This window comes from Providencia sp. PROV205 (assembly GCF_028479505.1).
In the GTDB taxonomy this organism is placed as follows: Bacteria; Pseudomonadota; Gammaproteobacteria; order Enterobacterales; family Enterobacteriaceae; genus Providencia; species Providencia huaxiensis.
Genome location: NZ_JAMPNU010000021.1, coordinates 60,616 through 75,616 on the forward strand (window position 1 = coordinate 60,616; position 15,001 = coordinate 75,616).

Here is a 15,001-nt window from a genome sequence, read left to right on the forward strand (position 1 = left end):
CCAACTTGTCTACCCCTGAAAGTAAAAAAATTGATTTTTTTACTTCGTTTGGCTAATCTTCACTCAATTGTTCTCTATTTTCCAATAAAAATGGTAGTATCTGTGCAAAATCGGTGTCTATCCTTTCTCTAGGCGTATGATTTTTAACCTAATAATACTATTGCCGATGGGACGACTTGCTACAGTATGTACAAACAATCATTATTAAAACCAAACACGCTTTTTCGTATTTTCGCAGCATTTATTCTGTTGCTAATTGTGATGCTTTTTTTATCACTCTTTAATTACTATCAAGCATTGGTTCAAAGCCGTCAAACTAGCTTGAACAGCATGGCAAGTCGGTTAGCGTATCAAATCGAAGATTATCGTTATCAAGCGAGCCATATCTACAAAATTGCCAATGACAAATCTTCAGTGCCCCCCACCTATAACCTCGCAGTGACTGGGATCCGCCATGATATTTTTTGGCTAAGTAGTGCAAACCAATCCATTGATGCCATTGTATTTGGTAATAATAAGCAAAGTAATAATGCTTTAGCGTCTAAACTTGCAAATTATATGGAGATTGTGTGGGGAGCCCGTAATGAATATAACTCCATGTATTATCTCAATGGCTTAGACAATACCTTAGTCTTAGTGACCACCCATTCAATCCTTAAACCTGAGCTCCGTTTTAAAGAAAGTTATCTCACATTAACGGCTGAAGAAAAGCGTGCTGATATGTTGACTCAATCAACATTGTTAGATCGACGGGAAATAATTTCAAATATCCAAAAATACTCCCCCGATAACCTTTTTTACTATACTTATCGGTTAATGTTCAATTCACCGGGGCAGTTAACTAGCGTCATATCCTTTGATATTTCTATCAACTCACTTATTCCACCAAGTTTAAATGGGAATTTTTTTACAATTAATGCACGCCCTTCAAGCACGGGCAGCAATGAATCTCATTCAACTTGGTCTGGAACCAACCTCATTTTCTCCCATCCTATTGATGGGACTGGATATCAGCTTTATTACCATGTTTCATTAAAAAGTATTATTTTTAATGTGGTTAGTTATAACTTATGGCTAATGACAGGCATGCTTATTATGATCTTATTCGCTTTACTGATCATGCTCTTTATTCGTAAGCGCCTTATTTCACCAAATACCAATATGTTGCAAGAGCTGAGTTTTAATGCCTCACTGACTAGCGATATTATCAGTCATATTTCATACGGTATTTTAGTTTATGACTTTAACACCAACAAAAAGATCCTGAGCAATGACATTGCTAACCAATTATTACCTTCTATGGACCTTGTTCACATTAAAGAAATGGCGATTGAAAACCATGATGTGATTCAAGTTTCTATCGAGAATATTGTATATGAAGTTATACTTGTCGATAACATGTCAAAATCTAACACTGCCCTCTTTATTATTATGGACAAAGATAAAGAGGCGTTGACCCAAAAACGCCAAGAATTAGCCAATCGCGAATACAAAAAAAATATTCACATGCGTAAAGTCGTATTTGAGAATATGTGCAGTGAAATATTACCTTCACTTATTAAAGTGGATAAGCAACTAACTAAATTATCCGAAATGGCTAATATAAATAACCGTGAGTTTATTTTAAAAATTGAAAGTCAGCTTTTCTATATCAATCGTTGGTTTAAAAATATTAGCTTATTAAATCAGCTAGAATCCCAAGCTGAACCTATAAAAACTGAGAATGTTTCTATCAGTAACCTGGTTAGCCAATTTTTGAAGCAAAATCTATCCCAGTGTAATAACAAAGGGTTAGCGCTTTATTTTCATAATAACGTTAATCCAGATTCGCTTATCGTGGCAAATCCTGATTATTTAAAGCAATTAATGCAACTAATTTGGGATTATTCTATTGCAACAACCTCTTTTGGAAAAATTTCATTCACGCTATCTTATAACCCCAGTAAAAATACAATCTTATTAAATATTAAAGACAGTGGAACTGGAGTAAGTAACCAAGAACTGAGTAATTTGCAAAGCCCCTTTACTGGGCAAATTTTGAACGCCTCTAACTTTACACGTTCAGGTATAACGTTTTATTTATGTAAGTTACTGGTAAAAAAAATGAATGGTGTTTTTTCTATTCGCTCAAGTGATGCAATCGGTACTCATTATGAAGTTACGCTTCCAGCAGCCAAAGAGATGCTTGCCAAAGAGTACCCTGCATTATTGGAGGATATTTGTATTCGTTTAAATATACATAATGCTGATATTTCACGGATTGTGAGGAGCACATTAACAAATTATGGCGCGGAATATTTGGATTTAAGTGAGAGCTCCCCTCATACCAACTGGGATCTCTTAATAACTGATAATAATGAGGAATGTTTTGAAAACATTGTTAAAGTAAATGGTTTCCTATCTGGAATCAATCAATTACAACCTCATTACATCGAAGCTAACTATAATTTTGCTGATGAATTAATTGATGCTATCTCATTACTGATCGAAAACGCAGACGATGAACATGGCCATTCTGATAATTTGATTTCACACCATGTTGATACTCAAGTGCTTTCACAGACCTCGAATGAATCAATAGAAAATGCAATTTTAAGTTATCAATTAGCGCTAGCAAATAGTGGATATCGAGATTTGTTCATCACAACAGTACCGATAGATATTAATAAACTGTATAATAGTGAAAGTGTTGAGGATTTGACCGAATTGAAAAACACTGCACATCGTTTAAAAGGAGTTTTTGCTATGCTCGAATTTACTTATCTTCATAAGCTTTGTGAAGATTTGGAGCGTTACATAGCAGATGAAAACGGATTGGAAATAAAAAATTGCATTAGCATGCTGGATAATTCAGTCAAAAAACTAATGCCAGAAGGTAACCAATAATATGAATAACCTAAATGTCATTGTTGCCGATGATCACCCTATCGTTCTTTTCGGCATCAGGAAATCACTTGAACAAATTGAATGGGTGAATATCGTAGGGGAATTTGAGGACTCAACTTCTTTGATTAATAACTTAGCGCGTTTAAATGCGGATGTGCTAGTTACTGATTTATCAATGCCAGGTGATAAATATGGTGATGGTATTACTTTAATCAAATACATCAAACGGCATTATCCTGACCTATCAATCATTGTTCTCACAATGAACAATAACCCGGCCATTCTTAGCGCAATTTTAGAGCTGGATATTGAAGGGATTGTGCTCAAACAAGGCGCACCTGCTGATTTACCTAAAGCGTTAGCGGCTTTACAAAAAGGTAAAAAATTCACACCCGAAAGCGTGAGCAAGCTGCTGGAAAAAGTCAATGCAAGCGGCTATGGCGACAAACGTTTATCACCAAAAGAAAGTGAAGTGCTACGTTTGTTTGCTGAAGGTTTTCTGGTCACTGAAATTGCGAAAAAACTTAACCGCAGTATAAAAACAATAAGTAGCCAGAAAAAATCAGCCATGCTGAAATTAGGCGTTGAAAATGTTATAGCGCTACTGAATTACCTTTCTTCCGTCAGCATTGATAACTCGCCTTCAGAGTAATTTCATTTCGACTACAAAACTACACCAATAAAAACCCAACTATGGGTTTTTATTTTTGTATCTATTTTTTAGCTACACTTAACAATAGCGAGTCAAGGTCTCACGTAAAATTGCAATTGTTGTCGGTTTTGATAAACAATCATTCATCCCTGCATTAATACAACGTTGCTTTTCTTCTGCCATTGCATTAGCGGTTAATGCGATAATCGGTAAGTTGAACGCTAAACGTCGCAGTTCTTTGGCCAGCTGGTAACCATCCATATTTGGCATATTTACATCTGTTAAAATAATATCAACATGATGATTATCTAAATATTTCAATGCATCTAGTCCGTCTATCGCCGTGCCAGTAGTAAAGCCGATTGTCGCTAATTGCTCACTCAATAATACTCGGTTAATTGGATGATCATCAACAATCAATACATGACATTCACCTAATGAATGGTCAACGACTAATGGTTGATTTGCCATACTATTTTTTTGTGATTGTTCACTTGTTTTCATGATGGCTTTATCAATTAACATGGGTAATTTATCTAATTGATATGTATTATAAATCCATTGATTCTGTTTTACTTCATGGAGCTCGCCTGCATAACCACTTGATAGCTGGATATGATATTCGTAGGCTATCTCCTCAACATGCTCATAATCGGTTATTAGCAAATCATATCTTTGTGTTTTATCTATTTTGCTATGGCTAACAACTGAAAATTGCTCATGACCTAACAGACGCAAAAGAAAATTCATTAAAAATTCATTTCGACACGAAATAGCAATGCGATAATGTGCACGATATTCTGGAATATTTTTCTTTGTATATTCTTGCCCATATAAAGGAATACGAATAGTAAATGAGCTACCAAGTCCAATCTGTGAAGTTACTTCAATATCACCATCCATGAGGTTAACCAGTTTTTCACAAATAGCTAAACCTAGGCCTGTTCCTTTATGACCCAAATTATTTTGCCCATAAACTTGAAAAAATGGATCAAATAACTGCATAACCACTGCCTGGGTCATTCCAATCCCTGAATCACGGATTTCTATCTTTAAATAGTTTTCATCTTTCCAAACATAAAGCAACACAAAACCTGATTCCGTAAACTTAATACTATTATTTACAATATTAGAAATCACTTGTTGTAAACGAACTGGATCATTCAAAATGAGATCTGGGATGCTGGGTTCAATATAGGAATATAATGATATTTTTTTCTTAGTCACTAATGGCAAGTAGTTCGCTAATACAAACGCAAAAACTTCTCGACAATGAAACAATTTGCTTTCTATTTTCAATTGTTTAGATTCAATTTTTGAAAAGTCTAAAATATCACTAATAATCTGTAATAAAAGCGATGATGAATTATCCATAGTTGAAACTAAGCGTGTTGCTTTCTCTGATAATTCATAACGTTGTAGTAACTCTATATTACCAATAATTCCATATAATGGTGTTCTTAATTCATGGCTAACAGTCGCCAAAAACATTGATTTAGCATGGTTAGCTTGTTCAGCTGCATCGGCTACATCCTGCAGTGATTTTTCCATTTTCACACGAATGCTGATGTCAATTAATACACAAATAGCGACATCTTCATTTTGATATCGTGAGTTTACAAAGCTAATTTGCAAGTGTGTGCCGTTGGTTGTCACTACATCGATATAATTGCTCGTTTTCTGGCGGATGATTGTCAATATTCGCTGTTTATCATCATCATTTAATAACCGAAAATAGTCATGGGCTAATTCATTACTGAGAATATTACCGCCATCAGTCAATCTTAAAATAATGATACCAACAGGTGCTGATGCTACAATTTTATGGTTGAATTGCTCATGTTCCTCGAGCCGTATCGCGGTGTTTTCTGCAGGTTCAAGCATTTTTCGTTCAAGTAACCAAATTAAAAAGAAAATCAATCCCCCTGTAAAAATATTTAGGACAATACCGTAAAAGATAGCATTTTCTAAACTCGCTAATATTTCAGACGTCGCAATTGAAAAAATGACGGTAATTTGAGAAGGTGCTAACCGTTTTTTGAAAATTAATTTTGAATAATCTGAGTTAAAACCAAAAAATGAAGGCTCAGAAATATTGAGCAGCGCTGAGCCTTTAGGATTGATATCTATAGGAGAATATAAAACAGGTTGGTTATAATCGTTAATTATCAATATTTCGATAGCTTTATTTCGGCGTATGTTAAATTGATTCAAATTAATTGTACGCTCTAACCCAATAAATGCAGGCAGCATATTGTCGTGCTTGATTGCCTGAATTAAGTAAAGCTGCCCATAATCTGGCTGTACGCCATGCATAATGGTAAATAATTTACGCTCTTTGCCTTGTAGCCTTAAACCTTGGTAAGTCCGTACGCTTTCGTAGCTGACTTTTTTTAGTATTTCGATATCCGATATGGTAGATCGAATAGGATAATCCACCAGACAATAACTTTTCGAACCAACTAAAAAGACATGATTTAAAGCTTGAGGGGCAGCAATACTATCTTTCCAAAAATAATTTAATTGCTCAAAAGCCTGCAAATAATTTTCCGCTCTATCCCTAAAATAATCACAATCTGTATTCGATGTTAATTTATAGAAAGAGTAATTAGATGCGTTCGGTAATTCCAGAAACTTACTTGGAAGATTATTTTCATCTGTCGATTCTTGCAACTTTACTCTATATAGCTCAGTCATCGATTGAATCGAATTCAGCGTCGCTCCCGTTTGTTGAATATACGCTTGTATATTTTCATGCCCGGAATAGAACTGTTGACGGATATCAGATTTGTATTCATTAAACTGCGAGTAAAGGAAAAATAGAGTGATAAAAACGCCCATGCCCCACAACATCAAGCCGAGGATACGAAATAAATCCCGAGAAAGTCTAAGTGATGTTTTAAACGAGGGTAAATATCTCAAGCGCTTTCCTGTACATTCGATACTATGACTGCTAATTATACTCGATTATATGATAAAAAAGCGACAAACATGAAAAGTAATAAAACAAAGACATTTAGGCTAGAAACTAAAACGGGCAGCTAATTATGCTGCCCGTTCATTAAATTAAACGTCGTGATTACTCTTGATCGTCGATACTTGCATCATCAACACCATTTTCTTCAGTGTTTTCATTTGCATTTTCATCATCAATGTTTTCATCATCATCCGTTTCAGCAACGCGCTGCAAACCAACAACTTTTTCATCTTCAGCAGTTCTAATCAAGGTAACACCTTGAGTATTACGGCCAACGACGCTCACTTCAGACACGCGTGTACGCACTAATGTCCCTGCGTCTGTGATCATCATGATTTGGTCAGTTTCATCAACCTGAATCGCGCCAATTACATGCCCGTTTCGCTCACTCACTTTAATGGAGATAACCCCTTGAGTTGCACGAGACTTAGTTGGGTACTCAGCTTCTTCAGTACGTTTACCGTATCCGTTTTCTGTCACCGTTAAGATATGCCCTTCACCACGTGGAATAATCAAAGAAACGACTTTGTCGTTATCCATTAATTTAATACCACGCACCCCTGTAGCAGTACGTCCCATTGGACGAACGGCATCTTCAGCGAAGCGCACAACTTTACCTTGAGCTGAAAACAGCATAACTTCGTTTGAACCATCAGTTAAATCAACACCAATCAGCTCATCACCGTCATTCAAATTAACCGCAATGATACCTGCGCTTCTTGGACGGCTGAATTCTTGTAAAGGTGTTTTCTTAACGGTACCACTCGCAGTTGCCATAAAGACATTGTAACCCTCTTCGTACTCACGCACTGGCAAGATAGCTGTAATTCGCTCATCTTGTTCAAGTGGCAATAAGTTAACGATTGGGCGACCACGAGCACCACGGCTAGCCTCTGGTAATTGGTAAACTTTCATCCAATACAAGCGGCCACGGCTTGAGAAGCACAAAATGGTGTCATGCGTATTGGCCACCAAAAGGCGGTCAATAAAGTCTTCGTCTTTAGTTCGTGCTGCAGATTTACCTTTACCACCACGGCGCTGTGCTTCGTAATCAGACAGAGGCTGATATTTCACATAACCTTGATGCGATAATGTCACCACCACATCTTCTTGGTTGATCAAGTCTTCAATATTGATATCTGCAGTATTTTCAGTAATTTCTGTACGACGAGGGTCGTTATAAGTATCGCGAATAATTTCTAATTCTTCGCGGATCACTTCCATCAAACGTTCAGGACTACGCAAAATAAACAGTAATGCTTCAATTTGTACTAGAAGCTCACGGTACTCTTCCAGTAATTTTTCATGCTCAAGACCCGTTAATTTTTGGAGACGTAAATCCAAAATAGCTTGAGCTTGTTGCTCAGTCAGGAAATATTGCCCTTCATGAACACCAAACTGGGGCTCTAACCACTCAGGACGAGCGGCATCATCACCCGCACGCTCTAACATTGCAGCGACATTGCCCAGATCCCAAGAACGTGCAATCAACCCTGCTTTCGCTTCTGCTGGCGTTGGTGCTTTACGGATCAGTTCAATAATTGGGTCAATATTGGCAAGAGCAATTGCCAGTGCTTCAAGGATATGAGCACGATCACGCGCTTTGCGTAATTCGAAAATCGTACGACGAGTGACGACTTCACGGCGGTGACGCACAAAAGCAGCAATGATATCTTTTAAATTCAGTATTTTCGGCTGCCCTTGGTGTAGAGCTACCATATTGATACCAAAAGAAACTTGCAATTGGGTCAAGGAATATAAGTTGTTCAGTACAACTTCACCCACCGCATCGCGTTTGATTTCAATAACAATACGCATACCGTCTTTATCAGACTCGTCACGCAGTGCACTGATACCTTCAACACGCTTGTCTTTAACTAACTCAGCAATTTTTTCAATCAAGCGAGCTTTATTCACTTGATAAGGGATTTCGCTGACAATAATGGTTTCGCGACCATTTTTCTCATCGACTTCCACTTCAGCGCTTGCACGGATATAGACCTTGCCACGCCCTGTGCGATACGCATCAATAATCCCACGACGGCCATTAATAATAGCTGCGGTTGGGAAATCAGGCCCTGGAATGTGTTCCATTAAACCATCAATGCTGATGTCTTCGTCTTCTATATAGGCAAGACAACCATTAATCACCTCCCCTAAATTGTGAGGTGGGATATTGGTTGCCATCCCAACAGCAATACCTGACGACCCATTAACCAAAAGGTTTGGGATTTTCGTTGGCATAACTTCAGGAATGTGCTCTGTTCCGTCATAGTTAGGAACGAAATCAACGGTTTCTTTTTCAAGGTCAGCAAGTAGTTCATGGGCAATTTTCGCCATACGGATTTCCGTATAACGCATTGCCGCTGCGGAGTCTCCGTCAACAGAACCGAAGTTTCCCTGACCATCAACCAGCATGTAACGCATTGAGAAAGGCTGAGCAAGACGAACGATTGTCTCGTAAACAGCGCTATCACCATGTGGATGGTATTTACCGATGACGTCCCCAACAATACGGGCAGATTTTTTATAGGGTTTATTCCAATCATTTCCCAATACATTCATCGCATACAATACTCTGCGGTGTACTGGCTTCAGTCCATCTCGAACATCTGGAAGTGCACGGCCGACAATAACGGACATTGCATAATCCAAATACGAACTTTTAAGCTCTTCTTCGATATTAACTGGTGTGATTTCTCTGGCAATCTCGCTCATGGAACCACTGTCCCTCATAACTTCGGATTCAAAGAGTAGAACTATACCACAATTCGCCAATTTAATAAAAATAAGAGACGGGTATTTGTCTTCCAAGCTATGTATAATAGCGGAAAATTAAGTTTATGTGTCCGAAACTTGACGGTTTATCAATTAATCACGGCAATAATTACATTATTGTTTATATTTTAGCCATCAATTCTTATCGGGCCACTATTTCCCCCCGACTTAACATAGTTTAAATATCACTATCGTTAATAGGCCTTCGGGTTATAGGTTAAAAATAGGAGCTTCTTTGTATGAATGACACCCAAACCCCAACTTACCTCAACGTCGATAAGCAAGAAATTGAAAAATTTGAGTCCATTGCTTCACGTTGGTGGGACTTAGAAGGGGAGTTCGCCCCACTACACCGCATCAACCCATTACGCTTAGGTTATATTATGCAGCGTGTAGACGGCGTTTTTGGTAAAAAAATTCTTGATGTTGGCTGTGGTGGTGGCATTTTGTCCGAAAGTATGGCGCGCGAAGGCGCGGAAGTGACTGGCCTTGATATGGGGGCAGATCCATTAATGGTTGCTCGCTTACATTCTCTTGAGTCCGGCATTCCGGTTGAATATGTACAAGAAACCGTTGAACAACACGCAGACAAGCACCCACAAGCCTATGATGTTGTGACCTGCATGGAGATGCTTGAACATGTTCCTGATCCTCAATCTGTCGTTAGAGCTTGCGCTAAATTAGTGAAACCTGGCGGGCATGTTATTTTTTCTACCATTAATCGCAACAAAAAGGCATGGTTGATGGCAGTGGTTGCTGCTGAATATGTGATGAAAATGGTTCCAAAAGGCACCCATGATGCGAATAAATTTATTCGCCCTTCTGAATTAATTAGCTGGATTGATGGAACACCATTGAAAGATAAACATATCATAGGGTTACACTATAACCCATTAACGGATAAGTTCTGGCTTGGGCCAAATGTTGATGTAAATTATATGTTGCATACAGTCAGTGAATAATCACCTAGTCGTGAAAAGAATAAATCACAAGCAGTACGTTTAAGAAAGCAGCAAACGATCGCATTTTACAAAATTTATTTTAATCCTCATGTCGGAAGCATTTTTTTTATTAATGCCTTTTACCATGCAGCTTACCGACATGATCATTTTTCTTATCCAACCAGTTATCCACAAGAACTCGCTAATTTGTTCACTTGATAAAATCACACATTAACATTATCTTGTTATGGTATTCTAAACAAACTACTACATATAGTGGTACAACAAAACATAACACAACTAGTCTCATGGCATTACACCATGAGCTTTTTTATGTTTATTTTAAACTATTTGTAGTTCAACCAAGGTGTACTTGCTCATGAACCAGAGTCTGTTAGTCACAAAGCGTGATGGACATAAAGAACGCATTGATCTCGATAAAATCCACAAGGTAATCACCTGGGCTGCCGAAGGCCTAAGTAACGTATCCGTTTCTCAAGTGGAGTTACGTTCACAGATTCAGTTTTATGATGGGATCAGAACTTCTGACATTCACGAAACGATGATCAAAGCAGCAGCCGATTTAATTACGGGTGATACACCTGATTACCAATACCTCGCTGCTCGTCTTGCTATTTTTAACTTACGCAAGAAAGCCTATGGTCAGTTTGAGCCGCCTACATTATATAAGCATGTTAAACACCTCGTTGAAATGGGGAAATATGACAAGCATTTGCTGGAAGACTACTCTGAAGCAGAGTTCGAGCAAATGGATAGCTTTATAGACCATTGGCGTGATATGAATTTTTCCTATGCTGCGGTAAAACAGCTTGAAGGGAAATATTTAGTTCAAAACCGCGTTACCGGTGAAATCTATGAAAGCGCACAGTTTTTATACATTTTAGTCGCTGCTTGCCTGTTTTCACACTACCCAAGAGAGACGCGTCTTGATTATATTCGCCGTTTCTATGACGCGGTTTCAACATTCAAAATTTCATTACCTACGCCTATTATGGCGGGGGTACGTACCCCTACACGTCAATTCAGTTCCTGTGTACTGATTGAGTGTGGCGACAGCTTAGATTCTATCAATGCAACTTCAAGCGCAATTGTGAAATATGTCTCACAACGTGCAGGGATTGGGGTAAATGCGGGTCGCATTCGTGCATTAGGCAGCCCAATTCGTGGCGGTGAAGCGTTCCATACTGGCTGTATTCCGTTCTATAAGCACTTCCAAACTGCGGTTAAGTCTTGTTCGCAAGGTGGTGTTCGTGGTGGTGCAGCAACCTTGTTCTACCCGATTTGGCACCTTGAAGTTGAAAGCTTATTGGTACTGAAAAATAACCGTGGGGTTGAAGGTAACCGTGTTCGCCATATGGATTATGGTGTGCAACTAAACAAGTTAATGTACGAACGTTTGATTAAAAACCAAGACATTACATTATTCAGCCCATCCGACGTTCCAGGTCTTTATGACGCCTTTTTCGCAGATCAAGACGAATTTGAACGTTTATATGTGAAATACGAAAAAGATGAAAATATTCGCAAATCGAGTGTTAAAGCGGTTGAGCTATTTTCATTAATGATGCAAGAGCGTGCGTCTACAGGCCGTATTTATATTCAAAACGTTGACCACTGTAATACACATAGCCCATTTGACCCACAGGTTGCCCCTGTTCGTCAGTCTAATTTATGTTTAGAAATTGCGCTGCCAACCAAACCATTAAATAACATTAATGACGAAAACGGTGAAATTGCACTGTGTACGTTATCAGCGTTTAACTTAGGTGCGATTGATAGCCTCGATGAATTAGAAGAGCTGGCAATATTAGCTGTTCGTGCACTCGATGCGCTGCTTGATTACCAAGATTACCCAATCATTGCAGCTAAACAAGGCTCAATGGGACGTCGTACACTCGGTATTGGCGTGATTAACTACGCTTATTATCTCGCGAAGCACGGTGTTCGTTATTCAGATGGTAGCGCGAATAACTTAACGCACAAAACATTTGAAGCTATTCAATATTACCTATTGAAAGCCTCGAATGAGTTAGCGAAAGAGCAAGGTGCGTGCCCATGGTTTAACGAAACAACCTATGCACAAGGCGTTTTACCTATCGATACCTATAAAAAAGAGCTCGATAAGTTAACGAATGAGCCGTTGCATTATGATTGGGAAACATTACGCCAAGAAATCAAACAGCACGGTCTGCGCAACTCGACGCTGTCTGCATTGATGCCTTCAGAAACATCATCACAGATTTCTAACGCAACCAATGGTATTGAACCACCACGTGGTTATATCAGTATTAAAGCCTCTAAAGATGGTATCTTGCGCCAAGTAGTGCCTGATTACGAAAGTCTGAAAGGCGCTTATGAGCTGCTATGGCAAATGCCTTCAAATAGTGGCTATTTACAACTCGTTGGTATCATGCAGAAATTTATCGACCAGTCGATTTCTGCTAACACAAACTATGACCCGACTCGTTTTGAGAACGGCAAAGTACCAATGAACCAATTGCTAAAAGATTTATTGCTCGCCTATAAGTTTGGTGTGAAAACACTTTACTACCATAACACCCGCGATGGGGCGGAAGATGTTCAAGGCGATCTGGAAGAAGTTGTTGAGTCAGCAGATTCCGATTGCGAAGGCGGCGCGTGTAAAATTTAATAGGAATTGTTATGTCACATACATATACAACGTTTTCACAGAAAAAGAATGACCAAATGTTGGAGCCGATGTTTTTCGGCCAACCCGTTAACGTGGCGCGCTATGATCAGCAAAAGTACCCTATTTTTGAAAAGCTGATTGAAAAACAATTGTCGTTTTTCTGGCGCCCTGAAGAAGTTGACGTGTCGCGCGACCGTATTGACTACAATGCGCTGCCAGATCACGAAAAACATATTTTTATCAGTAATCTGAAATACCAAACGCTGCTGGATTCTATTCAGGGCCGCAGCCCTAACGTGGCGTTATTGCCACTGATTTCGATTCCTGAACTGGAAACTTGGGTTGAAACGTGGGCGTTTTCTGAAACTATCCACTCACGTTCGTATACACATATTATTCGTAATATCGTGAATGACCCTGCTATTATTTTTGACGATATTGTTGAAAATGAAGAAATTTTAAAACGTGCTAAAGATATTTCGGGTTTTTACGATGATCTTATCGAAATGACCAATTACTACCATATGTTTGGTGAAGGCACACATACTTGCAATGGCAAACAAGTCACTGTTTCTCTACGTCAATTGAAGAAGCAACTGTACCTGTGCCTAATGAGCGTTAATGCGCTTGAAGCCATTCGTTTCTATGTTAGTTTTGCCTGTTCGTTTGCGTTTGCTGAACGCGAACTGATGGAAGGAAACGCAAAAATCATCAAACTGATTGCACGTGATGAAGCGTTGCACTTAACGGGTACGCAACACATGTTGAACCTGTTACGCTCAGGGCAAGATGACCCAGAAATGGCCGAAATCGCAGCAGAGTGCGAGCAAGAATGTTATGACTTGTTCGTTCAAGCAGCAGAGCAAGAAAAAGAGTGGGCTGACTACCTATTCAGCGAAGGCTCGATGATTGGTTTAAATAAAGATATTCTATGCCAATATGTTGAATATATTACGAATATCCGCATGCAAGCAGTCGGTCTAAAATTGCCATTTGAAGCACGTTCAAACCCAATTCCATGGATCAACGCATGGTTGGTGTCTGATAACGTACAAGTTGCACCTCAAGAGGTTGAAGTCAGTTCTTATTTAGTCGGGCAAATTGACTCTCAAGTCGATACCGACGATTTGAGCGGCTTTGAACTATAAGCATGGCAAGCCATAAAATCACCCTGCGGTTAACGCAGGGTGTTCAAGTCCCCTACCATACCGAAGTTCATTCGTGTTTGCTGGAAGCCTTAGAAGACAGCCGTATTCCTGTAGAGTACCAATGCCGAGAAGGCTACTGTGGTTCATGCCGTGTGACATTATTGCAAGGGAAAGTGGGCTACAAGCAAAAGCCGATTGCATTTGTGCAAGATGGAGAGATCCTGCCTTGTTGTTGCCACCCGCTTTCTGATATTGAAATTGGTTAATCATTAACTTAATGAATGATGGAATTCAAGATCCCTGCAACAAATCCCTGCAACAAAAAGTATAAAACCTGACTTCAAAGCATCTGACTTAGCCCCACAATGCGGCTAAGTCACTTTAATAATAGAAAAATCGACAATATGCATAGACATTATTTTATTGCTGGTATTTTTATATCCAGATCATAAAGCCTTAAAATAGAAGGCTCATCTTCAACCTCTAAAAATTTAAGCCTAACCTTGGATGCTGCATTTTTGGGAACACTGATATCCTCTTGCTTGCCCGATAAATAGGATGTAAAGCCATCTTTATCTAAGATATAAAGGTTATTTTTATCTTCAAGGTTTGTTAAACGAACCGCTGAGTCAGACTTATTTTTAACGGATAGTGTTAATAAATACTCGTTGTCCGCCACTTTTTCAGATGTTAATACCTTTACATCAATATATTTATTTAGGTTTTCTATATCGTAAATTATAATTGCGCCATCAACACTACTTCCAGATGTCCTCCCCTCGTCAATCCCTTCTTTTAACCCTGACAACGCATCTTTACTTGAGCTTGTTATTGAAGATGTTATTGATTTTACGCTACTTTTAATTGTGCTTGAATCGTCAGTATTAGCAAATGCCCAAGCAGATGTAAACAGCAACATATATGCAAATTTTTTCATGTTTATCCCAA

At 38.7% G+C, this 15,001-nt stretch carries 9 protein-coding genes; 6 read left to right on the plus strand and 3 right to left on the minus strand.

All coding sequences use genetic code 11. The features are described 5' to 3' along the window. Positions 1–186 precede the first annotated feature (186 nt). Positions 187–2,886, plus strand: a complete 2,700-nt coding sequence (rcsD, locus tag PR800_RS13485) for a phosphotransferase RcsD (protein ID WP_210842803.1) — start codon at positions 187–189, stop codon at positions 2,884–2,886. 1 nt (position 2,887) lies between these two features. After that, a complete protein-coding gene (gene rcsB / locus PR800_RS13490; RefSeq protein ID WP_272531055.1) occupies positions 2,888–3,538 on the plus strand; it encodes a response regulator transcription factor RcsB in 651 nt (216 codons plus the stop codon). Between the two features lie 78 nt (positions 3,539–3,616). Here the strand turns inward: rcsB and rcsC are convergent, their stop codons facing one another. Further along, positions 3,617–6,460 carry a two-component system sensor histidine kinase RcsC gene (gene rcsC / locus PR800_RS13495; protein WP_210842801.1) on the minus strand — a complete coding sequence of 948 codons (2,844 nt, stop codon included), beginning with the start codon at positions 6,458–6,460 and terminating at the stop codon, positions 3,617–3,619. Between the two features lie 157 nt (positions 6,461–6,617). Then, entirely contained in the window at positions 6,618–9,233 is a 2,616-nt protein-coding gene (gyrA, locus tag PR800_RS13500) for a DNA topoisomerase (ATP-hydrolyzing) subunit A (protein ID WP_206276255.1), read from the minus strand. A gap of 299 nt (positions 9,234–9,532) precedes the next feature. On the opposite strand from gyrA, the gene ubiG reads away from it, so the two are divergent. The 4 genes from ubiG to yfaE all read left to right on the plus strand — a co-directional run bounded on the left by ubiG (position 9,533) and on the right by yfaE (position 14,319). Next, positions 9,533–10,255, plus strand: a complete 723-nt coding sequence (gene ubiG / locus PR800_RS13505) for a bifunctional 2-polyprenyl-6-hydroxyphenol methylase/3-demethylubiquinol 3-O-methyltransferase UbiG (RefSeq protein ID WP_102137661.1) — start codon at positions 9,533–9,535, stop codon at positions 10,253–10,255. Positions 10,256–10,613: 358 nt separating this feature from the next. Beyond that, entirely contained in the window at positions 10,614–12,905 is a 2,292-nt protein-coding gene (gene nrdA, locus PR800_RS13510) for a class 1a ribonucleoside-diphosphate reductase subunit alpha (protein WP_210842799.1), read from the plus strand. A gap of 11 nt (positions 12,906–12,916) precedes the next feature. Further along, a complete protein-coding gene (gene nrdB / locus PR800_RS13515) occupies positions 12,917–14,053 on the plus strand; it encodes a class Ia ribonucleoside-diphosphate reductase subunit beta (RefSeq protein WP_102137659.1) in 1,137 nt (378 codons plus the stop codon). Between the two features lie 2 nt (positions 14,054–14,055). Continuing rightward, positions 14,056–14,319, plus strand: coding sequence for a class I ribonucleotide reductase maintenance protein YfaE (gene yfaE, locus PR800_RS13520; protein ID WP_102137658.1), 264 nt, complete (start codon positions 14,056–14,058; stop codon positions 14,317–14,319). Positions 14,320–14,468: 149 nt separating this feature from the next. Here the strand turns inward: yfaE and PR800_RS13525 are convergent, their stop codons facing one another. Continuing rightward, complete coding sequence (locus PR800_RS13525; RefSeq protein ID WP_166264589.1) at positions 14,469–14,990, minus strand: hypothetical protein; 522 nt, start codon at positions 14,988–14,990, stop codon at positions 14,469–14,471. Between the last annotated feature and the right edge of the window lie 11 nt (positions 14,991–15,001).